Genomic DNA, 26,755 nt, shown 5'->3' on the forward strand with positions numbered 1-26,755 from the left:
ACAGGCATGCGCGTTGCATCGGCGCATCTCGGTAGTGAACCGCCCTTGGCAGCCCGCGGTTGAGGACTACACTAATCCTTAATGGGGTGCGGCCAGACAGCCTGCGCCCTTAGGGAGACGCCGCCATGAATCGGCCGCTTAATCGTATCCTGCCGCGCGTGACCGGTCTCGCATCGGTCTGGACGTGGGTCAAATGGTCCTTGCTGGCCGCGCTGCTGATCGCGCTCGCGATCGTCGCGCGACTCGTGCAGACCGAGATCGAAACGTCCCGGCTGCAGGCGCGCTACCTGTCCGAGCTCACCCGCGATGTCGGCTACACGGTCGAAACGGGCCCGAGCGATCACATCCGCTTCCCCGCGAACGGCCCCTACGACCAGCGCCTCGGCTACGCGATGATTCCGTCGTTCCAGGAGCGGCTGCTCGCGCGCGGCTTCGTCGTCGGCAAGCAGGCGCGCGATTCGCAACGGATGCTGTCGCTCGGCGAGCGCGGATTGTTCCTCCCTTACGAAGAAAAAGACCAGACGGGCCTGATGCTGTTCGATTCGACCGGCGCGCCGCTGTTCGCGACCGCATTCCCGCAGCGCGTCTATGCCGACTTCGACACGGTGCCGCGCGTGGTCGTCGATGCGCTGCTGTTCATCGAGGATCGCTACTTGCTCGACGCGAACGAACCGAACCGCAACCCGGCGATCGACTGGGGCCGCTTCAGCCGCGCGCTCGCCGACCAGGCGCTGCACGTCGTCAACCGTCACCAGGCGCGCCCGGGCGGCAGCACGCTCGCGACCCAGATCGAGAAGTTCCGCCATTCGCCCGAAGGCCGCACCGCGACGCCGCCCGAGAAGCTGCGGCAGATCGCGTCGGCATCGGTCCGCGCGTATCTGAACGGCCCGCAGACGATGCTCGCGCGCCGCACGATCGTCGTGCGCTACCTGAACTCGGTGCCGCTCGCCGCGCGGCCGCATATCGGCGAAATCACCGGCATCGGCGACGGTCTCGCCGCCTGGTACGGCCGCGACTTCAACGACGTGAACCGGATCCTGTCCGCGCCGACGACCGGCGACAACGTCGACGAACAGGGCAAGACGTTCCGCGAGGTGCTGTCGCTGATCATCGCGCAGCGCGCGCCGTCTTACTTCCTCAACCGCGGCTACCCGGCGCTGCAGCGGCTGACCGACAGCTACCTGCGGCTGCTGTCGAACGGCGGCGTGATCTCGCCTGCATTGCGCGATGCCGCGCTGTCCGCGCAGATCGAACGCAGCGCGCCGCCTGCCGCCGCGCAGGTGCAGTCGTTCGTGTCGCGCAAGGCCGTGTCGTCCGCGCGTGCGTCGCTGCTGTCGGCACTCGGCATCAGCGACGTGTACCAGCTCGACCTGCTCGACCTGGAGGCGACCAGCACGCTCGACAACGGCGTGCAGCGAGCCGTCGCCGAGCGGCTCGCGAAGGCATCGACGCGCGACGGCGCGCAGGCCGCCGGCCTCTATGGCTACGAGATGCTCGCGCCGAAGGACGACCCGTCGCATCTCACGTACAGCTTCACGCTGTACGAACGCCGCAACGGCGCGAACATGCTGCGCGTGCAGACCGACAGCGTGAACGAGCCGTTCGACGTGAATCGCGGCGGCCGCATCAACCTCGGCTCGACCGCGAAACTGCGCACGCTGATCACGTACCTGCAGATCGTTTCCGACCTGCACGCGCGCTATGCGAACCTGTCGAACGCGCAGCTTGCGCGTGTGAAACCCGACCCGGTCGACGGGCTGTCGCGCTGGGCGCTCGACTATCTGTCGCATACGCGCGACCGCTCGCTGCAGGCAATGCTCGACGCGGCCGTCGAACGCAAGTACTCGGCGAGCCCCGACGTGTTCTACACGGGCGGCGGCGCGCAGGTGTTCTCGAACTTCGAGAAGTCGGACAACGGCCGCATCCTGACGCTGCACACTGCGTTCGAGCATTCGGTCAACCTCGTGTTCGTGCGGCTGATGCGCGACATCGTCCACTACGAGACGCTGCAGGCGGCCGGCCCGTCGTCGTCGTGGCTCGGCGATCCCGAACAGCGCCGGCATTACCTGCAGCAGTTCGTCGACGGCGAAAGCCAGGTCTACGTGAAGCGCTACTACACGCGCTATGCGGGCAAGGCACCCGACGACGCACTCGCGCTGATGCTGAAGGACGTGCGCAAGTCGCCGCCGAAGATCGCGACGGTGCTGCGCAGCGTCGCGCCGAACGAATCGCTCGCGTGGTTCGATGCGCAGATGCGCGCGCAACTGAAGGGCACGCCGGCCGCGACGCTGTCCGACGACGATCTCGCCGCGCTCTACGCGAAATACGCGATCGACCGGTTCAACCTCAACGATCGCGGCTATATCGCGAGCGTGCACCCGCTCGCGCTGTGGACGCTCAACTACCTGCGCGCGCACCCGAGTGCGCCGCTCGGCGAGGTCCAGCGCGAGAGCCGCGATGCGCGTTTCTACACGTATTCGTGGCTGTACAAGACGCGCTACCACGCGACCCAGGACCGCCGCATCCGCCGCATGGTCGAGTTGCGCGCGTACGCGGAGATCACGAAGTCGTGGCGCGCGCTCGGCTACCCGTTCGCGGAAGTCACGCCGTCCTACGCGGCCGCGATCGGCGCATCGGGCGACCAGCCCGACGCGCTCGCGAAACTGATCGGCCTGATCGCGAACGGCGGCCAGAAAGCGCCGACCGAGACGATCACGCGGCTCGACTTCGCGAAGGGCACGCCGTACGAGACGCGCTTCGTGCGCGCGACCGCGCAGCCGCAGCCGATGCTGTCGCCGGAAATCGTCAACGTGGCGCACACGCTGCTGCGCGACGTCGTGCTCAGCGGCACCGCGCGCCGCCTCGCGGGCGGCTTCACGCTGCCCGACGGCAAGACGCTCGAGGTATACGGCAAGACGGGGACGGGCGACCAGCGCTTCAACGTCTACGCGCGCGGCGCGCGGCTGATCGAATCGCGCAAGGTGAACCGCAGCGGCACGTTCGTGTTCGTGATCGGCGACCGGTTCTTCGGGGTCCTGACGGCAACCGCGCACGAACCGTACGCGGCGCGCTACGACTTCACGAGCGCGATGGCCGTGCAGTTGCTGAAATCGATGGCGCCGGCGCTCGCGCCGCTGATCGAACGTCCGGCCGCCACCGGCACGCACGCCGCGGAGCCCGCGCCGCAGGCGGAAATGCCCGCGCCGGGCGCCGCGTCGGCGCAACCTTCCTGACCGCGGCACGTAAGTTCACGCGATGGCACGCCGCTCAGTGCGAGCGGCCGTCGTAGTGCGTGACGGGCAGCGCGTCGAGGTCGATATCCTCGAGGCAGCGCACGTTGATCGCGGCCATCGCGGTGCCGTTCGGATGAACGCCCTCGGCGAACGGATGCATCCCGCAGCGCTTGCAGAAGCGATGCCTGATCACGTGCTTGTTGAACAGGTAGGTCGCGAGATTCTCGTCGGGCGTGAGGAGCTTCATGTGGTCGCGCGGCACGAACCACATCAGCGCGCCCTTGCGCTGGCAGATCGAGCAGTTGCACTGCCATCACGCCCTGCAAGTCGCCTTCCGCTTCGAACTTCACGTCTCCACAGTGACAGCTTCCGCGATAAAGCATCATCGTCTCCCGGTGCGGCCGGTGCGCGTCGGCGGCGCCCGGACGGACGCCGTTGGCCAGGCCGATTCAAGCGGGTACAGTAGCGCGCACATGCGCCGCGCGCAATGTCCGGCGGCGCCCGTCCTGACCCTCCCCAACCAAGGAAAACCATCATGCTCGAACTGCGCCCCGGCTGCGAATGCTGCGACAAGGACCTGCCGCCCGATTCGGCGGAGGCGCGCATCTGCACGTTTGAGTGCACGTTCTGCGCGACCTGCGCCGACGACGTGCTGAAAGGCCGCTGCCCGAACTGCGGCGGCGACCTGGTCGTGCGCCCGCGGCGGCCGGCGAGCCTGCTCGCGAAGTATCCTGCGTCGACGGAACGCATCCACAAGCCGGGCGGCTGCGCAAACGCCGCCTGACGGCGCCGCCCCGCCCGCCCCGTTCCGTCACGACATCTCGATCCGCGCGCGCGTCACCGCGAGCAGCGCCGCCATCGCGCGGCGCGCGCCGTCCTCGTCGCGCATGCGAATCGCATCGCTGACGGCCGTATGCTCGGCGAGCGACGCGTTGTACACGTCCGCGCGACGCGCATTCAGATGCAGTTGCGCCTCGAGCGTGCGGTCGATCAGCGCGCCGAGCGGCATCAGCAATTCGTTGCCGCCGGCCGCGAGCACGCTCAGGTGAAAGCGCAGGTCGGCGCGCACCCATTCGTCGACGTTGCGCGCGGCGGCCATCGCGCGCGCCGCGTCGTCGATCGCGTCGAACGCTTCCGGCGTATGCGCGCGCGCGGCAAGCGCGGCCGCGTACGGCTCGATCATCTCGCGCATCTCCTGCAGCTTCAGCGCGAACGCGAGCGGCGGCGCAACGCGCGCGTACCAGTCGAGCAGGTCGGCGTCGAGCAGGTTCCACGCATGGCGCGGCCGCACGCGCGTGCCGACCTTCGGCCGCGATTCGACCAGCCCCTTCGACGTCAGCGTGCGCAGCGCCTCGCGCATCACCGTGCGGCTCACGCCGTACATCTCCATCAGGTCGGGCTCCCTCGGCAGCAGCGATTCGGGCGGATAGTCGCCGCGCAGGATCGCCGTCGCAAGCCGGAAAGCCGTCTGTCCATGCAGGTCGTGTTGAATGATCGTTCTCCGTTGGGCCCGCGTGCCGGCTGCCCACTATCTGCACAATAATGCTATTAATACTATTTTTTATCCGGCTACGCTAGGATAATCCTGAAAGCACGCGACCGCGCGCCGCGCCCGTGCGCCCGCGCCGGTCAACCATGGAGACTCGCATCGTGAAAATCACCCGCCTCGAAACTTTCGTCGTCCCGCCGCGCTGGCTGTTCCTCAAGATCGAAACCGACGAGGGCATCGTCGGCTGGGGCGAGCCGATCGTCGAGGGCCGCGCGCACACGGTCGAGGCCGCGGTGCAGGAACTGGCCGACTACCTCGTCGGCCGCGACCCGCTGCTGATCGAGGATCACTGGCAGGTGATGTACCGCGCGGGCTTCTACCGCGGCGGCCCGATCATGATGAGCGCGATCGCGGGCGTCGACCAGGCGCTGTGGGACATCAAGGGCAAGCATCACGGCGTGCCGGTGCACGCGCTGCTCGGCGGCCAGGTGCGCGATCGCATCAAGGTGTATTCGTGGATCGGCGGCGACCGGCCGAGCGACGTCGCGAACAATGCGCGCGCGGTCGTCGAGCGCGGCTTCAAGGCCGTGAAGATGAACGGCTCCGAGGAGCTGCAGATCGTCGACACCTACGACAAGGTCGAGCAGGTGATCGCGAACGTCGCGGCCGTGCGCGACGCGGTCGGCCCGCACGTCGGGATCGGCGTCGACTTCCACGGCCGCGTGCACAAGCCGATGGCGAAGGTGCTCGCGAAGGAGCTCGACCCGTACAAGCTGATGTTCATCGAGGAACCCGTGCTGTCGGAGAACGCCGAGGCGCTGCGCGACATCGTCAACCAGACCAACACGCCGATCGCGCTCGGCGAACGGCTGTACTCGCGTTGGGACTTCAAGCACATCCTCGCGGGCGGCTACGTGGACATCATCCAGCCCGACGCGTCGCACGCGGGCGGCATCACCGAGTGCCGCAAGATCGCGACGCTCGCGGAGAGCTACGACGTCGCGCTCGCGCTGCACTGCCCGCTCGGCCCGATCGCGCTCGCCGCATGCCTGCAACTCGATGCGGTCAGCTACAACGCATTCATCCAGGAACAAAGCCTCGGCATCCACTACAACCAGGGCAACGACCTGCTCGACTACCTGCGCAATCCCGAGGTGTTCCGCTACGAGGACGGCTTCGTCGCGATCCCGCAGGGCCCGGGGCTCGGCATCGACGTCAACGAGGAGAAGGTGCGCGAGATGGCGAAGACGGGCCACCGCTGGCGCAACCCGGTGTGGCGCCACGCGGATGGCAGCGTCGCCGAGTGGTGAGCACGCTGCGTATCGCGCGGCTGCGGCCCGCGCGGTACGCATCGACTTCGGAACGGCCGCCCGACAGGCGGCCGATTTTTTGCATGCGCGGCGCGACGAACGGCACGTGCCGCGCACGCGCCGGCGACCTTGCTTCGCGCCATGCGGAACCTGCCGTCAACCGAGCGCCGCGAACCCCGGCACGCTGAACGACAGCACGGCGGCCGCGACGAACACGCCGATCATCGTCATCCCTTCGAGATGCAGGATGTTGCGGAACGTGTGCGCATCCTCGGTCGACGCGGTGCGGCGCAGCCGCGGCAGCGCCGAGAAGCGGTTCAGGCCGCCGAGCACGAGCGCGAGCGCGACGAGCAGCAGCTTCAGCAGCAACACGCGCCCCCACGTGCTGCCGTCGAGCGGCGCGAGCGATCCGCCGAGCCCGCGCAGCGCATTGAGCACGCCCGTCGCGAGCAAGAAGACGACCGCGATGATCGACGTACGCGACAGTTGCTGGCCGATGCGGATCAGCGCGCCGCGTGCGACCGACGAACCGAGCGCCGGCAGCACCGCGAGCCCGCCCGCGAGCACGAGGCCGCCCCACACGGCCGTCGCGAGCAGGTGCAGCGTCTGCACGCCGACCGCCGCGGACAACGCGCCCGTATCGGCCGCATGGCCGAGCGATGCCTTGCCGGCCGCGACCACGATCACCGCGAGCCACAGCACCGCGTGCGCGCCCGGGCCCTCCGGTTTCGCCAGCGCGACGATCGCGAGCACCACCGCGCCGGCGAACGCGACGCTCCACGCGAAGCCCGCGTGCGTCTGCATCAGCACGACGGGAATCGCGGCCAACGCGCCGCCGAGCCCCGCGCCGCTCATCGTCGCGGCCTCGTAGACCAGCCAGCCGAGATCCGCGAGCACGAGCGCCAGCGCCGCCGCGACCAGAGAATGTTGTGCGCGCAACCACGCGGGATGCGAAGGCGAGACGACCGGCCGCGCGCCGTCCTTGCCGAGCCAGGCCTTGAGCAGCGCCGAGCCGACCGCCATCGCGAACGCGGCGTCCATTAGCGCCGCGAGCGCGACCTGCCCGATCCACAAGCTGTCGAACTTCATTGCGCGCACCCTCCCGCAAACGGCCGGCCGGCGGCGCGGCGGCAACGGGACAGACAACGGGAACGAGGCAACGGCACGGTAGAAAACGTCATCGATGAATCCGGAAACGGGAGAAATGACTGGACCTGCGGCGGAGGCGGCGCCGCGCGACCCGCGAGTGTACGGTCTTCGATGGCGAAAGCGCACGCCGGTTCACTTCGCCGCTGTGCAATACGCGTCAAATTGTCGCAAGTCGTAAACAGACAGGAACCGCTGTCCTTTTGCCAAATAGCCGTCATTACCCATCGATGATAGAATGCCGCGTCGCAGCAGCCCGGCTGTCCTGCCGTCCATGCGCCGAGCCGATCGTAGCCCGGACAAGGTCCCCGACGAATAATCATGGAGTCTCGTGTGTCTTCAAGACGCCTCTTCCGTCCGCTGCTCGCCGTTCTGTTGATCGGCGGAGCGGGCCTTATGAGCGCTGCCCAAGCGCAGACCAAGCCCACGGAGCAAGCGCACGCCCAGCAGGCGCCGCTCAAGGCACCCGATACGATGGCCGAGCGCGTGCGCGGCTGTACCGCATGCCACGGCGTCCACGGCCAGGGTACGGACAACGACTACTTCCCGCGTCTTGCCGGCAAGCCGGCCGAGTACCTGTACAACCAGCTCGTCAACTTCCGTGACGGCCGGCGCAAGTACCCGCCGATGAACTATCTGCTGACGTACCTGAACGACGACTACCTGCGCGAAATCGCCGAGCACTTCTCGGCCGAACGTCCGCCGTACCCGACGCCGGCGAAGCCGACGCTGCCGGCCGCGACGCTCGCGCGCGGCAAGCAGCTCGTCACGCAGGGCGACCCGTCCCGCAAGCTGCCGGCCTGCGTGGCCTGCCACGGCGCAGGGCTGACCGGCATGCAGCCGGCGATCCCCGGCCTCGTCGGCCTGCACGCCGATTACCTGAGCGCACAGCTCGGCGCATGGCGCTCGGGCAACCGCCACGCAAAGGCACCGGACTGCATGCACGACATCGCAGCGAAGCTTTCCGACGAAGACGTGACGGCCGTGACCGCATGGCTCGCCGCGCAACCGGCGCCCGCCAACCCCGTGCCGGCCCCGGCGCGCTCGATGAAGACTCCGCTCGCCTGCGGCAGCGAACCGCAATAAGGCAAGGGAGACAGACACAATGAAACGCAAGTCCCTGTTTGCACTCTCGGCTGTCGCGATCGTCGCGGCTACCGCCCTCGTGCCGGTCCTGTGGCCGGGCAACGACACGCTGCACGGCGCTGCCGCCGTCGCGGCCACGCCGGCCGACCAGGCCGCGCTGATCAAGAAGGGCGAATACCTCGCGCGCGTCGGCGACTGTATCGCGTGCCACACCGTGCGCGGCGGCAAGTCGTTCGCGGGCGGCCTGCCGATGGCAACGCCGTTCGGCACGATGTACACGCCGAACATCACGCCGGACGACAAGGACGGCATCGGCAAGTGGACGTCGGACGACTTCTACCGCGCGATGCACACGGGTCGCTCGAAGGACGGCAGCCTGCTCTACCCGGGCTTCCCGTTCGCGAGCTATACGAAGGTCACGCGCTCGGATTCGGACGCGATCTACGCGTACCTGCGTTCGGTCCCGCCGGTGTCGGTGCCGAGCCGTCCGCACGAACTGAAGTTCCCGTTCAACAACCGCAACCTGCTGATCGGCTGGCGCACGCTGTTCTTCAAGGAAGGCGAGTACAAGCCGGATCCGACGAAGTCGGTCGAATGGAACCGCGGCGCTTACCTCGTCGAAGGCCTCGGCCACTGCTCGATGTGCCACACGTCGATCAACATGATGGGCGGCCCGGTGAGTTCGTCGGCGTTCGCAGGCGGCCTGATCCCGCTGCAGAACTGGTATGCGCCGTCGCTGACGAACGACAAGGAACTCGGCCTCGGCGACTGGCACGTGCAGGAGCTGTCCGACCTGCTGCAGGCCGGCGTGTCGCAGAAGGGCGCGGTGTTCGGTCCGATGGCGGACGTGGTCCACAACAGCCTGCAGTACATGACCGACGAAGATACGCGCGCGATGTCGACGTACCTGAAGTCGATCCCGCAGAAGGCTGAAGCGCCGAAGAACATGCAGTACGAGCCGTCGAAGCAGTTCGGCAATGCGCTGTTCGACCAGGGCAAGAAGATCTACGCCGACAACTGCGCGACCTGCCACGCCGAAACCGGCGCGGGCAAGCCGCCGGCATATCCGCCGCTCGCGGGCAACCACTCGATCATGATGGAATCGGCGGTCAACCCGATCCGCATGGTGCTGAACGGTGGCTATCCGCCGAGCACGTTCAAGAATCCGCGTCCGTACGGCATGCCGCCGTTCGCGCAGTCGCTGTCGAACCAGGAAGTCGCAGCCGTTGTAACGTATATCCGGATGTCGTGGGGCAACAACGGTACGCCGATCTCGCCGCAACAGGTGAGCGACCTGCGTTCCGCGCCGCTTGACTAAATAACGCGTGACGCAAACGGGGCGTGGCTGCGGGAAACCGCAGCCGCGCCCCTTTGCTTTTTGCGACGCCAGTCCCCGCGCGGGCCGCGCGAGGTGTCGCCGATCATAAAACTCAAGAGTGGTATCTATGTCTTTCGAATCTCTCGGCCTGGCCGAACCGCTTGTCAAGGCGGTCAACGAGCTCGGCTACACGTCGCCGACTCCGATCCAGCAGCAGGCGATCCCCGCCGTGCTCGGCGGCGGCGACCTGCTCGCCGGCGCACAAACAGGCACCGGCAAGACCGCCGGCTTCACGCTGCCGATCCTGCAGCGCCTGCACACGTTCTACGCCGAGCATCGCGGCGCGAAGCGCGCGGTGCGCGCGCTGATCCTCACGCCGACGCGCGAACTCGCCGCGCAGGTCGAGGAAAGCGTCCGTGCCTACAGCAAGTACCTGAAGCTGCGCTCGACCGTGATGTTCGGCGGCGTCAGCATCAATCCGCAGATCGATGCGCTCAAGCGCGGCGTCGACATCGTCGTCGCGACGCCGGGGCGCCTGCTCGACCACATGCAGCAGAAGACGATCGACCTGTCGGATCTCGACATCCTCGTGCTCGACGAAGCCGACCGGATGCTCGACATGGGCTTCATCCACGACATCAAGCGCGTGCTCGCGAAGCTGCCGCCGCAGCGCCAGAACCTGCTGTTCTCGGCGACCTTCTCCGACGAGATCAAGGCGCTCGCCGACAGCCTGCTCGACTCGCCCGCGCTGATCGAGGTCGCGCGCCGCAACACGACCGCCGAGAGCGTCGCGCAGAAGATCCACCCGGTCGACCGCGACCGCAAGCGCGAGCTGCTCACGCACCTGATCCGCGAACACAACTGGTTCCAGGTGCTCGTGTTCACGCGCACCAAGCACGGCGCGAACCGGCTCGCCGAACAGTTGACGAAGGACGGCATCAGCGCGATGGCGATCCACGGCAACAAGAGCCAATCGGCCCGCACGCGCGCGCTTGCCGAGTTCAAGAACAGCACGCTGCAGGTGCTCGTCGCGACCGATATCGCCGCGCGCGGGATCGACATCGACCAGTTGCCGCACGTCGTCAACTTCGACCTGCCGAACGTGCCCGAGGATTACGTGCACCGGATCGGCCGCACGGGCCGCGCGGGCGCGACCGGTGAAGCCGTGTCGCTCGTGTGCGTCGACGAGAAGCAACTGCTGCGCGACATCGAGCGGCTGATCAAGCGCGAGATTCCGCAGGAAGTGATCGCGGGCTTCGAACCCGATCCGAACGCGAAGCCGGAGCCGATCCAGCAGCGCCGCGGGCAGCAGCAACCTCGCAGCGGTGGTGGTGGTGGCGGCGGCAATCGCCAGCCGCGCGCAGGCGGCTCAGGCCAGCCGGCCGCGAAGCGCGACGGCAACGCGCAACCGAAGGCATCGCAGCAGAAGGCCGCGAAGCCGCGCACGCAAGGCGGCGCCGGCGGCAGCGGCGGACGCCCGGCGGGCGGCGGCAACAGCGCGCGCCCCGCGAGCGGCAACGCCGCGCACCCGAACCGCAACCGTTCGTCGCGCAGCGGCCAGCGCGGTCACTGAAGCCGCGCGGCCGCGCGCCGCAGGTGCTCGACCTGGCGTTGCCAGCGCGCGAGCACCGCGGCGCGCTCTCCTTCCAGCGTGAACGTGACGCCTGTCGCGAGACGCGCATAACCGACCCGCTGCGCATCGCCGTGCGCGATCGTCGCAGCGAATCCGGCCAGTCCGCCGAAGTCGCCTTCGAGCGGCTCGATCCTCAATTGCGCCTGAAAGAATGCGCCGTCCGCGACGAGCGTCAACGCGGCCGCGCGCCGTTGCGCGAGCGCGCGCGCCGCACGCGATTGCGGCCATAGCGCCAGCAGCAGCGTGCGCGCATCGTGCGCATAGATCTCGCCGACGCCGAGCAGCGTAGTGCGCAACTGGCCGTCGTCGATCGCGACGATCAGCGACGCGGCGATATCGGCATGACGCTCGAGCGCGGTGCCGTCGAACAGCGATACGACGGCCGGCGGCCACGCGTCGAACGTCCATTGTTCGAGCGCGTGGCGATGGGTATCGGTCATGATGGCGTGGCCCCGGTGCGGATCAAGATCGGATGACGATGCGGCAGCATACGCCAGCCGGGCCGGGCCGCGGCGATCAGCGCAGGAATACGTGCCGCGTGATCTTCGTGAGCGGATAATGGACGCCCGGCTGGATCCTCGCGGGCAGGTCGAGCGGCTTGAGCAGCATCTTCACGCACATGTCGGCCGACAGGTTGCGCCGCACGAGCGTACTGATGCGCGCGGCGCGCTCGCGGTTGTACTGGCTGTCGCCGACGCGATCCGGATAACGAACCGCGAACACGTGGCGCAGCGCGATCTCGGAATCCTCGTTCTTGATTTCCATCACGCGACGCGCCAGCGCACCGAGCACCGCGAGCCGGCCATTGCCTTCGAGCTTGTTGTACTTCTTGAAGAATTTGAAGAAGTGCTTGTAGTGACGCACTTCGTCCGTGCGGATGTTGTCGGTGATTTCCTTCAGCACGGGCTCGTCCGAGCATTCGTTGATCGCACGATAGAGCGTGGCCGTGCCCGTCTCGACGACGCAGCGAGCGACCATCTCGAGCGCGCGGGTCTTCTCGAATGCCTCGACCTTGCAGGTCTTCGAATACTCGGCGAAGAAATTCGCGAAGGCGGTATCCCAGTCGAACTCGGGCCACACGTGCGCGATGTACGCCTTCAGCGCGCGGCCGTGCTGCAACTCTTCGTGCTCCCATGCATTGTTGAGCCACTCGGATACTTCAGGATCGTCGTTGAAGAATTCGCTCAGATTGCTCGTGTAGAGATCCGAGCCGCTTTCGATGAACGACGACGCGCATAGCAGCAGCAGCAGATCCTCGTTCGCGGCGGCACGCTGACGGTCGATCCGGTTCAGGTCGATGTCCTCGATTCGCCACGGCATGACATGCGTCGTTTTAGTGTCCATGGTGGTGCGCTCCCAGTCGTCGCGCGGGGGCCGGCCCATGCCTTGGCACAGGCGCCGACCATCCCGCAGGCGGCGTATTACTTGCGTTTCTAGTGAATTGGTCCGGCCGAACCATCTTGGCATCTTAGCCGGACTTTGACGTTCGTGCTCCAGAGCACTGACCATACCGGACAGGCGCAGTTCCACGGCGTCTGTTGCCGTTCGTTAGACGAGTCCTTCGAACTGCTTGCAGCCGTTCAGCAGTACGGTCGCATCAAACGAAACGGGCGGCCGTTCGGCCGCCCGTCGAGCGCATGAAATTGAGGCGAACCGTCAGAAGCCGGCCGCCAGACCGTCGCGCCGGCTGTCGCTCGCAGCCACGTAGCCGCGCTCGCGATCGTCGCGATCAAGACGCCAGATGAACTGCCCCGAACCGAAATCCATGTAAGGATCGTCGATCGACTTGATCGTATGGCCGCGTGCGGCCAGCGCGTCGACCGTCGCGCGATTCATCGTCGATTCGACGTCGAGCGTGAAGTCGCGGTTGACCTTCCAGCGCGGCGCATCGCATGCGGCCTGCGGCTGCTGCCCATGGCCGAGCATCCGCACGATGGTCTGCAGATGGCCTTGCGGCTGCATGTCGCCGCCCATCACGCCGAAGCTCATCACGGCCTCGGTGCGGCCGTCGACCTGCTCGGTCACGAACGCCGGGATGATCGTGTGGAACGGCCGCTTGCCGCCCGCGACGACGTTCGGCGAAGCCGGATCCATCGAGAAGCCGTGCCCGCGATTCTGCAGCGCAATGCCGGTGCCCGGCACCACGAGCCCCGAGCCGAAGCCCATGTAGTTCGACTGGATAAAGCTCACCATCATCCCGCGCTCGTCGGCGGCCGACAGGTAGATCGTGCCGCCCGAATGCGGCCGGCCGGCGCCGAAGTGCGTCGCGCGCGCGGGATCGATCTGCTTCGCGCGTTCGGCGAGATACGCATCGTCGAGCATCTGCTCGGGCGTGACTTCCATCGCGCGCGGATCGGCCACGTAGCGATAGACGTCCGCGAATGCGAGCTTCATCGCCTCGATCTGCAGATGCTGCGAGTCGACCGAATCGAGCGGCCAATCGGTCACGCCCGCATGCTCGGCGATCCCGAGCGCGATCAGCGCGGCAATGCCCTGCCCGTTCGGCGGGATCTCGTGAATCGTGTGACGGCCGAAGCGCTTGCCGATCGGCTCGACCCACTCCGGCCGGTATGCGCGCAGGTCGGCTTCGGTCAGCGCGCCGCCGCCTTCGCGGGCGAACGCGGCGATGCGCCCGGCGAGCGCGCCTTCATAGAACGCACGGGCGCCGTCCTTCGCGAGCGTGCGCAGCGTCTGCGCATGGCCCGGCAGGCACACGCGTTCGCCGACGAGCGGCGCACGGCCGCGCGGCATGAAGGTCTCCGCGAAGCCCGGCAGGCCCTGCAGCGCGGGCACCGCCGCCGCCCACTTGTGCGCGACGATCGGCGGCACCGCATAACCGCGCTCCGCGATCTCGATCGCCGGCTCGAGCAGGTCCGCGAACGGCAGCGAGCCGAACTTCGCGTGCAGCGCCTCCCAGCCCGCGATCACGCCCGGCACGGTGACGGTATCCCAGCCGCGCATCGGCATGTTCGCGATGCCGTGCGCATCCTCGCCGTGGCGCTTGCGGAAATAGTCGACGTTCCACGCGGCCGGCGCGACGCCCGACGCGTTCAGCCCGGACAGCCGCTCGCCGTCCCACACGAGCGCGAACGCGTCGCCGCCGAGCCCGCAGGACACGGGCTCGACGACGGTAATCGCGGCCGCGGCGGCCAGCGCCGCGTCGACCGCGTTGCCGCCTTTCCACAGCATCCGCAGCCCGGCCTGCGCGGCGAGCGGATGCGACGTCGACACGACGTTGCGCGCGAATACCGGGATGCGGGTCGTCGGATACGGGTTGTGCCAGTTGAAGCCAGTCATCGGTGCCACCTCGTCGAAAGCTGAATGAACGCGCCGAACGCGTGCCCGCATGCGCGGGCAGTCCGCCATTGCAACGCGATCAGCGCAATCGCACAAATTCATTTGTCACATGAATCCATGCAATTCCCGCATGAATTTCACGCGGCCGTGCCGGCCAGGCCGGCCGAACGCCGTTGCCGCCCTTACAATACCCGCTCCGTCTCACGACACGACCACCGAGCCATGACCCGAGATCCCCGCCTCACCCTCAACGCGCGCCAGCAGGAACTGCTCGAATGGGTGCAGCGCGACGGCTTCGTGACCGTCGACGATCTCGCCGCGCACTTCGCGGTGACGCCGCAGACGATCCGCCGCGACGTGAACTGGCTCGCCGACCTGAACCTGCTGCGCCGCTACCACGGCGGCGCGAGCCTGCCGACCAGCTCGGAGAACGTGTCGTACACGGCGCGCCAGCGGATGTTCCACGACGAGAAGCGGCGCATCGCGGCGCTCGCGGCTTCGCACATCCCCGACCAGGCGTCGCTGTTCATCAACCTCGGCACGACGACCGAGGAAGTCGCGCGCGCGCTGAACCGCCACCACGGGCTGCACGTGATCACGAACAACCTGAACGTCGCGTCGATGATGAGCGGCTACCCCGACTGCGAGGTGCTGATCACGGGCGGCATCGTGCGGCCGTGGGACAAGGGCATCGTCGGCGAACTCGCGATCGACTTCATCCGCCAGTTCAAGGTCGACTACGCGATCATCGGCACGTCGGCGATCGAGGCCGACGGCACGCTGCGCGACTTCGACACGCGCGAGGTGCGCGTCGCCGAGGCGATCATGCAGCATGCGCGCACGGTCTACCTCGTGACCGACCATTCAAAAGTCGGCCGCCCGGCGCTGGTGCGCCAGGGTCACCTGAGCCAGGTGCACGCGCTTTTCACCGACAAGCCGCTGCCGCCCGAGATGGCGGACACGGTAGCCGCCGCCGGCACCCAGGTGTACGTCGCGGAATGATGCTTGCGAACGCGTCAGCGATGCTGCACCGCACCCGAAACTTCAAGTGAAATCAAGAAGTTGGCGCCGCGAGCGGACCGCTTGCGGTGCATCCTCCTGTCAAACGGAAAATTAACGGGGCACGATTTGTCGTTGCCCGCGCGCTCGACTAGACTCCAGTTCCCCGGCCCGTTCGCCCGATCCGCCTGTGCCAGGGCGGGTGCGAATCGCAGGGCCGGCGAATGCAGCTTTTCCCCCCAAGCCATACACCCCGCGGGGTATCGTGCGTCGGCGTTTGCGCCGGCCGCGCGGGCAGACCGGTTGCCATGGAGAGAACGATGCTGAGTCCGCATGAATTCGCCACGCTATTGCTTGTAAAGGACGCGCCTGACCAGCGCGACATGGATCGGGATGAACTGGACACACTGCTCGAACAGCAGCTCGTCCGCCTTGAAGGACTCGGCTCGGGGCGCAAATACTGCGTGACCGAGACCGGTGACGCCGCACTGCGATCCATCAAGTACCGCTATTCGTGAAACCTCGCTGTTCCTGACCTGACCGCGCGGCCGGACCGACTCCCGGCCGCGCGGTCGTTTCCGCTTCCTCCGCCGGTTCGCCTCACCCGGCCGCAGCCGGGGTCAGCCGCCGCGCAGCGTCGGATCGACCGCCGCCCGCCAGCTGATGGCCTGCGCGCGCGCACCGTTGAAATACGCGATCCAGCCGGCGCGCGCCGCCGCGTCGGGCGCCGCATAGTGCGTCGAAAGTTCGTTTACGAACGCACAATAGTTCGCTTCGGTCAGCTCGCGATACCGTTTCGCCACGTACGCGTCGTACAGCGTCGAGTAGACCGGCTGCGCGTCCGCGCCCCAGTCGCGCGCGGTGCCGCCGCACGACGTCTGCAGGTCGGTGAACGACGGCGCCCGCCAGTTGCCGGCGAGCGGCGGCGTGCCGGCGCTGCACCCCGCCAGAAGGACGGCGCACACGCCGGCCCACATCCCAATACGCATGATTCACCTCGCGAAACGGTCGAATGCGCCAGTATCGTCCGGGATCGCGCCGCGCGCTACTGGCCCCGCTTTTTCGAACTTTACTTTTTCGATTTCGTTCGTTAAATTTCGAATTCGAACATTTAGTGTTCGCCCATTTCCATCAGACGATAAGGACAGCAGGTGACCCAACCGAATCGCTACGATCTGCTCGTCGTCGGCGGCGGCATCAACGGCGCGGGGATCGCGCGCGATGCGGCCGGCCGCGGCCTGTCGGTCATGCTCTGCGAGCAGGACGATCTCGCGTCGCATACGTCGTCGTCCAGCACGAAGCTGATTCACGGCGGCCTGCGCTATCTCGAGTACAACGAGTTCGGGCTCGTGCGCAAGGCGCTGCAGGAGCGCGAGACGCTGCTGCGCGCGGCGCCGCACATCATGTGGCCGCTGCGCTTCGTGATGCCGCACATGCCGAACCTGCGTCCGGCCTGGCTGATCCGCATCGGCCTGTTCCTCTACGATCACCTCGCGAAACGCGAACTGCTGCCCGGCTCGCGCGGCATCGACATGCGCCGCCATGCGGCCGGCGCGCCGCTGATCGACTCGATCAAGCGCGGCTTCGTGTACTCGGACGGCTGGGTCGACGACGCGCGCCTCGTCGTGCTGAACGCGATGGATGCGAAGGAGCGCGGCGCCGAGATCCTGACGCGCACGAAGCTGGTATCCGCCGAACGCCGCGGCGACGAATGGGAAGCGCGGCTGCAGCACGCCGACGGTTCGATCCGCGTCGTGCATGCGCACGCGATCGCGAACGCGGCCGGCCCGTGGGTCGGCGACGTGCTGCACGGCGCGCTCGGCCGCGGCGCACAGCACAGCGTGCGGCTCGTGAAAGGCAGCCATATCATCACGCGCCGCCTGTTCGATCACGATCACGCGTACATCTTCCAGAACCCGGACAAGCGGATCATCTTCGCGATTCCGTACGAACACGACTTCACGCTGATCGGCACGACCGACGTCGAATACACGAACGATCCCGCGAAGGTCGCGATCGATCGCGACGAGACGCAGTACCTGTGCGATTCGATCAACCGCTACTTCAAGCGCAAGATCTCGCCGGCCGACGTGCACTGGACCTATTCGGGCGTGCGCCCGCTGCTGGAAGACGAGAACGCGGCGAATGCATCGGCCGTCACGCGCGACTACCGCCTCGAGCTGGACGACGGCGCGGGCGCGCCGCTACTGTCGGTGTTCGGCGGCAAGATCACGACGTTCCGCAAGCTCGCGGAAGAAGCCGGCGACATGCTGTGCCGCGCGCTCGGCCGCGACGCGAAAACCTGGACGGCCGGCGTCGCGCTGCCGGGCGGCGACATCGCGAACGCGAAGTTCGACGTATTCGCCGACACGTTCGCGAAACGTCATCCGTGGCTGCCGGCCGCACTCGCCCGTCGTTATGCGCGCGCCTACGGCACGCGTGCGGAACGCGTGGTCGACGACGCGAAGTCGCTCGCCGATCTCGGCACCGAAATCGCGCCGGGCATCTACGACGCCGAACTGCGCTACCTGCGCGATGCCGAATGGGCGACTTGCGCGCAGGACGTGCTGTGGCGCCGCTCGAAGCTCGGCCTGCACGTCGCGCCGGGCACGCTCGATGCCGTGACGGCCGCGGTCGACGCATGGTTCGCCGCCGTGCACGCGCCGCACGCCTGATCCGAAAGCAGTTGCAGTTGTCTGACCGAAGTTGACTCACCGACGCGCCGCCCCACATGCGGCGCGCATCACAACTAAGCCAATCCACGGATGGAGATGAGAGACATGCAGGACCAGTACATCCTCGCGCTTGACCAGGGCACCACGAGTTCCCGCGCGATGCTGTTCGATCGCCAGGGCAATATCGTGTCGATCGCCCAGAAGGAATTCGAGCAGATCTACCCGCAACCCGGCTGGGTCGAGCACGACCCTCAGGAAATCTGGTCGACGCAAGCCGGCGTCGCCGCGGAAGCCGTCACGCGCACGGGCCTGAACGGCACGTCGATCGCGGCGATCGGCATCACCAACCAGCGCGAGACGACGATCGTCTGGGATCGCGAAACGGGCCAGCCCGTCTACAACGCGATCGTCTGGCAGGATCGCCGCACGGCCGACTTCTGCGACTCGCTGAAGAAGCAGGGCCTCGAAGCGAAGGTGCGCGCGAAGACCGGCCTGCCGATCGATTCGTACTTCTCCGCGACGAAGATCCGCTGGATCCTCGACAACGTGCCGGGCGCACGCGACAAGGCACGCCAGGGCAAGCTCGCATTCGGCACCGTCGACAGCTGGCTCGTGTGGAACTTCACGAAGCACGAACTGCACGTGACCGACGTGACGAACGCGTCGCGCACGATGCTGTTCAACATCCATACGCGCGAGTGGGACAGCGAACTGCTCGAACTGCTCGACATCCCGCGCAGCATGCTGCCGGAAGTGAAGGCGTCATCGGAAATCTACGGCCATACGAAAACCACCGTATTCGCGTCGAAGATCCCGCTCGCGGGCATCGCCGGCGACCAGCACGCGGCGCTGTTCGGCCAGATGTGCACGACGTCGGGCATGGTGAAGAACACCTACGGCACCGGCTGCTTCCTGATGATGAACACCGGCGACAAGCCGATCGAGTCGAAGAACAACCTCGTCACGACGATCGCATGGCAGATCGGCGACGACGTGCAGTACGCGCTCGAAGGCAGCATCTTCATCGCGGGCGCGGTCGTGCAGTGGCTGCGCGACGGCGTCGGCATCATCAAGACGGCCGCTGAGATCGAAGCGCTCGCCGCGAGCGTGCCGCACACCGACGGCGTCTATCTCGTGCCCGCGTTCGCCGGCCTCGGCGCGCCGCACTGGAACGCGCGGGCGCGCGGTTCGGTGTTCGGCGTCACGCGCGGCACGACGGCCGCGCATCTCGCGCGTGCGGCGCTCGATTCGATCGCGTACCAGTCGCTCGACGTGCTGGCCGCGATGGAAGCCGATTCGGGCATCAGCATCGGCGAGCTGCGCGTCGACGGCGGCGCGAGCGCGAACGACCTGCTGATGCAGTTCCAGGCCGACCTGCTCGGCGTCGACGCGGTGCGTCCGCAGATCACCGAGACGACCGCGCTCGGCGCGGCCTACCTCGCGGGCCTTGCGATCGGCTACTGGAAGAACCTCGACGAAGTGCGCGACCAGTGGCAGCTCGATCGCCGCTTCTCGCCGTCGATGCCGAAGGAGCAGGTCGAACGCTGCATGGCCGGCTGGCAGCGTGCGGTGCGCGCCGCGAAGGCATGGGCCGACGATACCCAGTAATCGTCAGCCATCCATACGAAATACAACAACACCGGCGGACCGCGCGGCGCGCGAGTCCGCCGCGACATACGAGAGACAACCATGTCACCTTATATTGCAGAATTCATCGGCACGGCGATCCTCGTGCTGCTCGGCAACGGCGCGGTCGCAAACGTGCTGCTTGCGAAGACCAAGGGCAAGGGCGCGGACCTGATCGTGATCGTGTGGGGTTGGGCGATGGCCGTATTCGTCGCCGTCTACGTGACCGCGTCGTTCAGCGGCGCGCACCTGAACCCGATCGTGACGATCAGCCTCGCGCTCGCGGGCAAGTTCGCGTGGTCGAAAGTCGGCGGCTACATCCTCGCGCAGATGCTCGGCGGGATGGCGGGCGCGCTGCTCGTGTGGCTCGCGTATCGCCAGCACTTCGCGAAGGAAGCCGATGCGGACCTGAAGCTCGCGGTGTTCTGCACGGCGCCCGCGATCCGCAGCGTCCGGCACAACGTGCTGACCGAGGCGATCTGCACGTTCGTGCTGATCCTCGGCGTGCTGTATCTCGCGTCGCCGCAGGTCGGCCTCGGCGCACTCGACGCGCTGCCCGTCGGCCTGCTCGTGCTCGGCATCGGCATCTCCCTCGGCGGCCCGACCGGCTATGCGATGAGCCCCGCGCGCGACCTCGCGCCGCGCCTCATGCATGCGCTGCTGCCGATTCCCGGCAAGCGCGACAGCGACTGGCGCTATGCGTGGATCCCGGTGGTCGGCCCGCTGATCGGCGGCTCGCTCGCAGCCGTGCTCTATCTGCAACTGCACGTGCCGCACTGACGCGGCCCGTCGCACCGACGAAGCGACACAGCCCGCGTGCCGGAAGGCCGCGGGCTGTTTTTCATTGCACGTTCCGCCTACCCGCCGGCCGACGCCGGCAACAGCGTTTTCAGCTTCAGGTTCGCGTCGGCGACCGCCGCGGGCGCCACCGCGGCGCCGCGTTCGACCAGCGCCCTCGCCAGCTTCATCTCCTTGGCAAATCCGGACGCGCGGCCGAAGCCGCTCGCCGCGACGAGCCGTCCGCCACCATCGAAATGAAAATGGATTTCGGCGTCGCCGTCGAGCCTGCGCGCGACCGACCGTTCGCCGAGCGCCGGCTCTCCGGCCACCTGCAACTGTGCGTCGTACTGATCCGACCAGAACCACGGCATCTCTCGATACGGTTCGTCGGCGCCGAGCATGTTGCGCGCGGCGGCGCGCGCCTGGGTCTCCGCGCCGTGCCATGTCTCCTGCCGGACTGGTTGCCCCGACAACGCACTCGGAAACACTGCGACGTCGCCGGCCGCATAGATGCCGCGCGCCGACGTCTCGAGCCGCGCGTTCACGACGATGCCGCGATCGACCGCGAGGCCCGCGTCGCGCGCCAGTTCGTCGGCCGGTTCGATGCCGATGCCGATGCCGGCCACGACCGTATCGGCGATCAGCGTGTCGCCGTCGTCGAGCGCGACGGCCAGCGCGCCGCCCGAGATCCGCTCGATCGCAACGGGCTTCCGGTTCACGCGGATCGCCACGCCCTGCTCCTCGTGAAGCGCCTGCACGCGCGCCGCGATCGTTTCCGGCACCGCGCGCCCAAGCAGACGCGGCGCGGCGTCGAGCACGGTCACGCGGCAGCCGCGCAGCCGCGCCGACGCCGCGACTTCGAGACCGATGAAGCCGCCGCCGATCAGCACGATCCGCGCGCCGGACACGAGCCGCGCGCCGAGTGCCGCCGCGTCGTCGAGCGTTCGCAATGCAAACACGCCGTCGAGCGCCGCGCCCGGAATCGCGAGGCGGCGCGCGCGAGCGCCGGTCGCGAGCAGCAGCGCGTCGTAGCCGAACACCCGAGCGCCGGACACGCGCACTTCGCGTGCGTGCGAATCGATGCGCTCGACCGTCGCGACGACCGGCTCGATGCCGTCGGCCGCCCATGCGCCCGGATCGCGCAACCGGCACTGCGCCGCGCTGCGCTCGTCCGTCAGCACACCCTTCGACAACGGCGGCCGCTCGTACGGCAGGTGCGCCTCCGCGCCGATCAGCACGATGCGACCGCGCCAGCCGGACTCGCGCAGCACCTGCGCCGCGCGGCCGCCCGCATGGCCCGCGCCGACGATCGCCATCACACGGTGGTTCGTCATCGCATCACACCTCGATCAGGATGCGGCCGCCCTCGATCTTCGCGCGGTACGTGCGCAGCTTCTCGCATGCGGGCGCTGACAGCGGCCGGCCGTCGCGCACGTCGAAGCGGCCGTTGTGCTTCGGGCATTCGATCACATGGCCCATCACGAGCCCGTCCGCGAGATGCACGTTCTCGTGCGTGCACAGGCCGTCGCTTGCATAAACCTGGCCGTCGATCCGGTAGATCGCGTACGTGCGGCCCGCGTGATCGAAGCGCGCGACGTCTTCATCGTCGATGTCGTCGAGCGCGCCGGTGTCGATCCATTGCGTCATGATGCATGTCTCCTTGATTGGGTTGTTCGATGCCGGTCACGCGCGCGCCGTGTCCGGCACCGGCCGCACGACGTAATGGGACGGGTCGCGCGTCTGCCGGACCAGCGCCGGCACGATCTCCGCATACGCGGCGAGCGTGCTGCAGTATGGCGGCGGCATGTCGGCCTTCACGGCCTCGTGCAGCTTCGGCAGCGCGTGAAACGGCACCATCGGGAACATGTGGTGCTCGACGTGGTAGTTCATGTTCCAGTACAGGAAGCGGAACACCGGATTCATCATCACCGTGCGGCAATTGCGCCGGTGATCGAGCACGTTCTCGGGCATGCCTGCGTGCTGCGTGAGGCCGAAGTACAGGTACAGCCACGCGCCGTAGAGGCTCGGCAAGCCGATGTAGAGCAGCGGCAGGAGCGTGTGCCAGTACAGCGACGCACCGGCCACGAGCGCATGGACCGCCAGATGGATGCGCGCCTCGCGCACGACCTTCGGCCATTCCGACTCGGGCACGTAGGTGCGCTCCTCGTCGTCGAGCCGGCCGGTGAACGCGGCCGCGATCATCTTGCGCAGTTCGCCGGCCACATGCTTCAGCGCGACGACGTTCAGCGCGAGCGCGAGCCAGTCGGTCGGCTTCGGCGCGGCAATTTCCGGATCGCGCCCGACGACCAGCGTGTCGGTGTGATGACGCGCATGGCTCCAGCGCCACGCCGTCGCGCGGCGGAACACCTGGAACGACGCGACCTGGTACAGCGCGTCGTTCATCCAGCGCGTGCGAAACGCGGTGCCGTGCCCGCATTCGTGCCAGCGCGAGTCGGCCGGGCTGCAATAGAGCGTGCCGTACACGAAGAACGCGGGGATCGCCCACGCCGAATGCGCACGCCAGGCAAGCCACGCGAGCGTGCCGCTGGCCGCGATCGCCGCGTACCAGATCAGTGTGTCGCGGATCGCACGCGCGTCGCCGCGCTGCATCAACTGCTTCATCAGCGGCCGCGGCACCGCGCACCGGTACCACTCGGCGTTGACGAGCCCAGCCGCGTGCGCGCGCTCTCCGGCGCCGCCGATCATTCTGTATTCCTGACGGCGCGCCGCCGTGCGATCGTGCGCCTGGTCGTCGGTATGGACCACTCGTGTCTCCCTGGTTTGCTTGTGCGCGGGAAGCGCGGCAAGCGCTTCCCCCATGGAACCAAAATTAGGCGACCGGCCGCCCCCGCTCAATCGAAACGTTGACGAAATTTCGCCATCGTTTTAGCGTTCCTGGCAGCGCCACGCCCCCGATGATGGCGACCACAACGATGGAGACGACCATGGCAGGTGAATCCGGGCCGCGCTGGCGCAAGCGCACCGCGCGCTTCGACGAGATCGCGGCGCTCGCGGGCGTCAGCACGACCACCGTCGACCGCGTGCTGAACGAGCGCGGCAGCGTGTCGGCGCAGGCGCGCGAGCGCGTGGTCGCGGCGGCGCGGCAGCTCGGCGTGCCGCGGCAACTGCCCGACACGCGGCACGGGCTGATCCACGTCGACGTGCTGCTGCCGGACACCGACGCGCCGTTCTTCCGGCGGCTGCAGCAGGCGCTGCAGCGCTCGCTGCAGATGCTCGACCGGCGCGTGGTCGTACACCGGACGATCCTGCCTGCCGCGGACGACGAACGCGCCGCCGCGCTGATCGAACGGCCCGCATACCGGCGCGCGGCGCTGATCGTCACCGCACGCGACACCGCCCGCGTGCGCGATGCACTGGCCGGCGCGATCGCGCGCGGCGAAACCGTCGTCACGATGGTCACCGACATCGGCGGCATCGATCGCGTGCACTACGCGGGCATCGACAACTACCGCGCCGGACGCACGGCCGGCTACTACGTCGGCCGCCTGGCGGCACGCCCCGGCCGCGTGCTGCTGCTCGGCGGGCGCATGGGCTACCGCGCGCACGCCGACCGGATGGCCGGCTGCCGCGACCAGCTCGCCGACGCATTCGCCGCGCTGCGCTGCGACGGCGAGCCGGTCGAGACGCTCGACCAGGACGACCGCTGCTACCGCGCGGTGACGAAGGCACTGCAGGCACACGACGACGTGGTCGCGATCTACAACAGCGGCGCCGGCTCGGCCGGCATCGAAGCAGCGCTGCGCAAGGCCGGCGCGACCGGGCGCGTGGTCTGGATCGGGCACGAGATGCTCGACGAGCACCGCAGCTTCATCGAAGCCGGCGCGATGGATCTCGCGATCGACCAGGATCCCGACGGACAGGCGATTTCCGCGCTGCAGCACGTGCTGCATGCGTGCGGGATCGTCGAACAGCCGCCGCCCGGCGACCCGGTCGAATTCCGCGTGTTCTGTGCGGCGAACGTGAGGACGAGCGCCTACCTGCAGTCCTGAATGTCGCTGCGCATCGCGCCGCACGCGCGTGCCGAAAAAAATCGACCGGCGCATTGGCGATTTTTCGTCAACGTTTGTCATGCAGCCCGCTCGGCGCATCCGTACATTGAGCAGCCATCCCCACGACAACAACGGACAGGAGACGATGGCCGAACCGATCCTCATCGGCGTGAACCTCGACGGCGTGCTCGAACACGACGGCCTGCCGTTGCCCGCGCCCGCCGAACGCTTCCGGATGGTCGCCAATGCCGGCGTGTTCGACTACATCGAAAAGAACCCGGCGCGCGGCGAAGATCTGTCGCCGTATTTCGCGCTGGTCGAACGCCATGCGCTGCCGATTCGCGTGATCGGCGGCACCTGGCGCGCGGGCCATGACGAAGCGCATGTCGCCGAAATCGTCGATGCCGGCGCGCGGTTCGGCAGCACGGTGCTCAACTGCCAGCTCTACGCGCATCACGCGGACGGCCATCCGCTGTCGGACCGCGAAGTCGCCGATTTCTACCTGCGTACGTACGAACGCGGCGAGCCGGTCGGCTGCCTGCCGAGCCTCGAAGTACACGTCGACATGTGGAGCGAGGATTTCACGCGCGTCGCGCGTGTCGCGCGGCATGTCGAGCAGGCCGGTGCGCCGTTCCGGATCACGCTCGATCATTCGCACCTGCTGTTCAAGATCGGCAATCGCGCCGAACTCGATGCATCGGGCCTGCGCGAGCCCGCCGACAGCGTGCGCCGCATGCTCGACCCTGCATCGCCATCGACCGTCTACGCCGACTGGATCGCGCGCGGCTGGGTCCGGCATGCGCATGCGCGCAGCGTGATCCCGAACAATCCGGAGAATCGCCGGATGCGCCGCGCGGACGGCCGGCCCGGACGCGGCATCCAGTATCCGTTCGTCGCGCCGGCACCAGGTGCATACCACGGCGATTGGCACGCGGCGGCGCTCGACACGTGGAAAGCCGCGCTACGCCAGTTGCTGCAATCGCAGGTTCACGCTCGGCCGGCGCGGCTCGAACAGATCAGTTGCGAGTTCATCCCGTTTCCCGATTACGGCGGCGGCGCACGCTATTCGATCTTCGACAACAACGTCGCGTGCGCACACTGGCTGCGCGGCACGTGGCACGCGCTCGCAGCGCCGCCGGCAAACCCGCCGGCCGGCGGCACCGCCCGCCCCGGCCCCTGATTCGGACCCCGCCCTACTCGACACACAAGGACAGAACGATGACGCAAGCATTCCACTTTTCGCTGAACCGGATGAGCGCGCCGCGCCTGCCGCTCGACCGCTATGTCGCGCTGTGCCGGCGCCTCGGCATCGACACGATCGAGATCCGCAACGATCTCGACGGCGTCGAGATCGTCGACGGCACGCCGGCCGCCGCCGTGCGCGCGACGGCCGAAGCCGGCGGCGTGACGATCCTGACGATCAACGCGCTGCAGCGCTTCGAGCAATGGAACGCCGAGCGCGCCGACGAAGCGACCGTGCTGGCCGACTACGCGGCGCAATGCGGCGCGCGCGCGCTGGTGCTGTGCCCGACCAACAGCCGCGGCGACACGCGCGGCGCGGACGCGCGCCATGCGGATCTCGTGAAGGCGCTGAAGGCGCTCAAGCCGATCCTCGAAGCGCGCGGCCTGCTCGGCTTCATCGAGCCGCTCGGTTTCGAGGAGTGCGCGCTGCGCCGCAAGTCCGATGCGGTGAAAGGCATCTACGCCGCGGCCGGCGAACAGGTCTTCCGGCTCGTGCACGACACGTTCCACCATCACCTGTCGGGCGAGGACATCTTCTTCCCGAACCTGACGGGCCTCGTGCACATCTCTGGCGTCGACGAAGACGACCTGCCGGTCGACCGGATGCGCGACGGCCATCGCGTGCTGGTCGGCGGCGCCGACCGGCTCGGCAACATCCGGCAGTTGCGCGAACTGCTCGCGCGCGGCTACCGCGGCGCGTTCTCGTTCGAGCCGTTCGCGAACGAAATCGCCGAAGCCGACGACATCGAAGACCGGCTGCGCGCGAGCGTCGAATACGTGCGGCGCGAACTGGCGGATTGCTGAGCGTCGCCGCGGTACGCGGCCGGCGCGGCGACCGGCACGCATGACGCCATGCCCGATACGCGCGGGCCCGACAGGAAGAAGACCACGGACTCAACGGAACAGGAGAA

The 26,755-nt window shown here is 67.9% G+C and carries 23 protein-coding genes and 1 pseudogene; 14 read left to right on the forward strand and 10 right to left on the reverse strand.

What is annotated here, in order from left to right; translation table 11 throughout:
• Positions 1-125: 125 nt before the first annotated feature.
• Positions 126-3,233, forward strand: coding sequence for a transglycosylase domain-containing protein (locus FPJ27_RS32800; protein ID WP_204424405.1), 3,108 nt, complete (start codon positions 126-128; stop codon positions 3,231-3,233).
• Between the two features lie 34 nt (positions 3,234-3,267).
• Here FPJ27_RS32800 and FPJ27_RS32805 read toward each other — a convergent pair.
• Positions 3,268-3,616 (reverse strand): annotated as a pseudogene (locus FPJ27_RS32805) (GFA family protein).
• 152 nt (positions 3,617-3,768) lie between these two features.
• Between FPJ27_RS32805 and FPJ27_RS32810 the strand changes: the two are divergent.
• Positions 3,769-4,017 (forward strand): DUF1272 domain-containing protein, encoded by a 249-nt coding sequence (locus tag FPJ27_RS32810; protein ID WP_072443430.1) that lies wholly within the window; start codon positions 3,769-3,771, stop codon positions 4,015-4,017.
• 27 nt (positions 4,018-4,044) lie between these two features.
• Here FPJ27_RS32810 and FPJ27_RS32815 read toward each other — a convergent pair whose 3' ends face one another.
• Positions 4,045-4,728: an FCD domain-containing protein gene (locus FPJ27_RS32815; RefSeq protein ID WP_072443432.1), complete on the reverse strand. Its 684-nt coding sequence runs from the start codon at positions 4,726-4,728 to the stop codon at positions 4,045-4,047.
• A gap of 155 nt (positions 4,729-4,883) precedes the next feature.
• Here FPJ27_RS32815 and dgoD point away from each other — a divergent pair, with 155 nt between their 5' ends.
• Entirely contained in the window at positions 4,884-6,032 is a 1,149-nt protein-coding gene (dgoD, locus tag FPJ27_RS32820) for a galactonate dehydratase (RefSeq protein WP_072443519.1), read from the forward strand.
• 156 nt (positions 6,033-6,188) lie between these two features.
• Here the strand turns inward: dgoD and FPJ27_RS32825 are convergent, their stop codons facing one another.
• Positions 6,189-7,121, reverse strand: coding sequence for a CopD family protein (locus FPJ27_RS32825; protein WP_072443434.1), 933 nt, complete (start codon positions 7,119-7,121; stop codon positions 6,189-6,191).
• A 378-nt stretch (positions 7,122-7,499) separates the two neighbouring features.
• Between FPJ27_RS32825 and FPJ27_RS32830 the strand changes: the two genes are divergently transcribed.
• The 3 genes from FPJ27_RS32830 (at position 7,500) to FPJ27_RS32840 (ending at position 11,155) form a co-directional block, all read left to right on the forward strand.
• Positions 7,500-8,264, forward strand: coding sequence for a c-type cytochrome (locus FPJ27_RS32830; protein WP_072443436.1), 765 nt, complete (start codon positions 7,500-7,502; stop codon positions 8,262-8,264).
• Between the two features lie 19 nt (positions 8,265-8,283).
• Positions 8,284-9,582, forward strand: coding sequence for a cytochrome c (locus FPJ27_RS32835; protein WP_204424407.1), 1,299 nt, complete (start codon positions 8,284-8,286; stop codon positions 9,580-9,582).
• A gap of 127 nt (positions 9,583-9,709) precedes the next feature.
• Positions 9,710-11,155 carry a DEAD/DEAH box helicase gene (locus FPJ27_RS32840; protein WP_072443438.1) on the forward strand — a complete coding sequence of 482 codons (1,446 nt, stop codon included), beginning with the start codon at positions 9,710-9,712 and terminating at the stop codon, positions 11,153-11,155.
• Here the strand turns inward: FPJ27_RS32840 and FPJ27_RS32845 are convergent.
• The 3 genes from FPJ27_RS32845 to FPJ27_RS32855 all read right to left on the reverse strand — a co-directional run bounded on the left by FPJ27_RS32845 (position 11,149) and on the right by FPJ27_RS32855 (position 14,512).
• On the reverse strand, positions 11,149-11,655 hold the full coding sequence (locus FPJ27_RS32845; protein ID WP_204424409.1) for a hypothetical protein: 507 nt from the start codon (positions 11,653-11,655) through the stop codon (positions 11,149-11,151). The two genes, FPJ27_RS32840 and FPJ27_RS32845, sit on opposite strands and share 7 nt — an antisense overlap.
• A 76-nt stretch (positions 11,656-11,731) precedes the next feature.
• The gene (locus tag FPJ27_RS32850; protein ID WP_034178954.1) at positions 11,732-12,559 is read right to left on the reverse strand and encodes a ferritin-like domain-containing protein; all 828 of its coding nucleotides are present in this window, start codon (positions 12,557-12,559) and stop codon (positions 11,732-11,734) included.
• A 312-nt stretch (positions 12,560-12,871) separates the two neighbouring features.
• Entirely contained in the window at positions 12,872-14,512 is a 1,641-nt protein-coding gene (locus tag FPJ27_RS32855; protein ID WP_204424411.1) for a gamma-glutamyltransferase family protein, read from the reverse strand.
• A 222-nt stretch (positions 14,513-14,734) separates the two neighbouring features.
• Here FPJ27_RS32855 and FPJ27_RS32860 point away from each other — a divergent pair, with 222 nt between their 5' ends.
• Both FPJ27_RS32860 and FPJ27_RS32865 read left to right on the forward strand, forming a co-directional pair.
• Positions 14,735-15,514, forward strand: a complete 780-nt coding sequence (locus FPJ27_RS32860) for a DeoR/GlpR family DNA-binding transcription regulator (RefSeq protein WP_006493999.1) — start codon at positions 14,735-14,737, stop codon at positions 15,512-15,514.
• A 317-nt stretch (positions 15,515-15,831) separates the two neighbouring features.
• The gene (locus tag FPJ27_RS32865; protein ID WP_034179421.1) at positions 15,832-16,029 is read left to right on the forward strand and encodes a hypothetical protein; all 198 of its coding nucleotides are present in this window, start codon (positions 15,832-15,834) and stop codon (positions 16,027-16,029) included.
• 102 nt (positions 16,030-16,131) lie between these two features.
• Here FPJ27_RS32865 and FPJ27_RS32870 read toward each other — a convergent pair whose 3' ends face one another.
• Entirely contained in the window at positions 16,132-16,500 is a 369-nt protein-coding gene (locus FPJ27_RS32870; RefSeq protein ID WP_204424413.1) for a hypothetical protein, read from the reverse strand.
• A gap of 162 nt (positions 16,501-16,662) precedes the next feature.
• On the opposite strand from FPJ27_RS32870, the gene glpD reads away from it, so the two are divergent.
• The 3 genes from glpD (at position 16,663) to FPJ27_RS32885 (ending at position 20,592) form a co-directional block, all read left to right on the forward strand.
• Positions 16,663-18,186, forward strand: coding sequence for a glycerol-3-phosphate dehydrogenase (glpD, locus tag FPJ27_RS32875; protein ID WP_204424416.1), 1,524 nt, complete (start codon positions 16,663-16,665; stop codon positions 18,184-18,186).
• 105 nt (positions 18,187-18,291) lie between these two features.
• Positions 18,292-19,794 carry a glycerol kinase GlpK gene (gene glpK / locus FPJ27_RS32880; RefSeq protein ID WP_034178958.1) on the forward strand — a complete coding sequence of 501 codons (1,503 nt, stop codon included), beginning with the start codon at positions 18,292-18,294 and terminating at the stop codon, positions 19,792-19,794.
• 81 nt (positions 19,795-19,875) lie between these two features.
• On the forward strand, positions 19,876-20,592 hold the full coding sequence (locus tag FPJ27_RS32885) for an MIP/aquaporin family protein (RefSeq protein WP_034178959.1): 717 nt from the start codon (positions 19,876-19,878) through the stop codon (positions 20,590-20,592).
• A 77-nt stretch (positions 20,593-20,669) separates the two neighbouring features.
• Here FPJ27_RS32885 and FPJ27_RS32890 read toward each other — a convergent pair whose 3' ends face one another.
• The 3 genes from FPJ27_RS32890 to FPJ27_RS32900 are packed head-to-tail and all read right to left on the reverse strand — an operon-like array spanning position 20,670 to position 23,358.
• Positions 20,670-21,926 (reverse strand): FAD-dependent oxidoreductase, encoded by a 1,257-nt coding sequence (locus FPJ27_RS32890; RefSeq protein WP_204424418.1) that lies wholly within the window; start codon positions 21,924-21,926, stop codon positions 20,670-20,672.
• Between the two features lie 4 nt (positions 21,927-21,930).
• Positions 21,931-22,239, reverse strand: coding sequence for a non-heme iron oxygenase ferredoxin subunit (locus FPJ27_RS32895; protein WP_072443450.1), 309 nt, complete (start codon positions 22,237-22,239; stop codon positions 21,931-21,933).
• Between the two features lie 36 nt (positions 22,240-22,275).
• A complete protein-coding gene (locus FPJ27_RS32900) occupies positions 22,276-23,358 on the reverse strand; it encodes a fatty acid desaturase family protein (RefSeq protein WP_204424420.1) in 1,083 nt (360 codons plus the stop codon).
• A 179-nt stretch (positions 23,359-23,537) separates the two neighbouring features.
• Between FPJ27_RS32900 and FPJ27_RS32905 the strand changes: the two genes are divergently transcribed.
• From FPJ27_RS32905 to FPJ27_RS32915, 3 genes are all read left to right on the forward strand, one after another.
• On the forward strand, positions 23,538-24,602 hold the full coding sequence (locus FPJ27_RS32905; protein WP_204424423.1) for a LacI family DNA-binding transcriptional regulator: 1,065 nt from the start codon (positions 23,538-23,540) through the stop codon (positions 24,600-24,602).
• Positions 24,603-24,747: 145 nt separating this feature from the next.
• Positions 24,748-25,782, forward strand: a complete 1,035-nt coding sequence (locus FPJ27_RS32910) for a xylose isomerase (protein ID WP_204424427.1) — start codon at positions 24,748-24,750, stop codon at positions 25,780-25,782.
• 38 nt (positions 25,783-25,820) lie between these two features.
• Positions 25,821-26,648: a TIM barrel protein gene (locus FPJ27_RS32915; RefSeq protein ID WP_204424429.1), complete on the forward strand. Its 828-nt coding sequence runs from the start codon at positions 25,821-25,823 to the stop codon at positions 26,646-26,648.
• Positions 26,649-26,755: the final 107 nt, after the last annotated feature.

Origin of the sequence: Burkholderia sp. MS455 (assembly GCF_016899445.1) — a bacterium.
Classification (GTDB): Bacteria; Pseudomonadota; Gammaproteobacteria; order Burkholderiales; family Burkholderiaceae; genus Burkholderia; species Burkholderia pyrrocinia_C.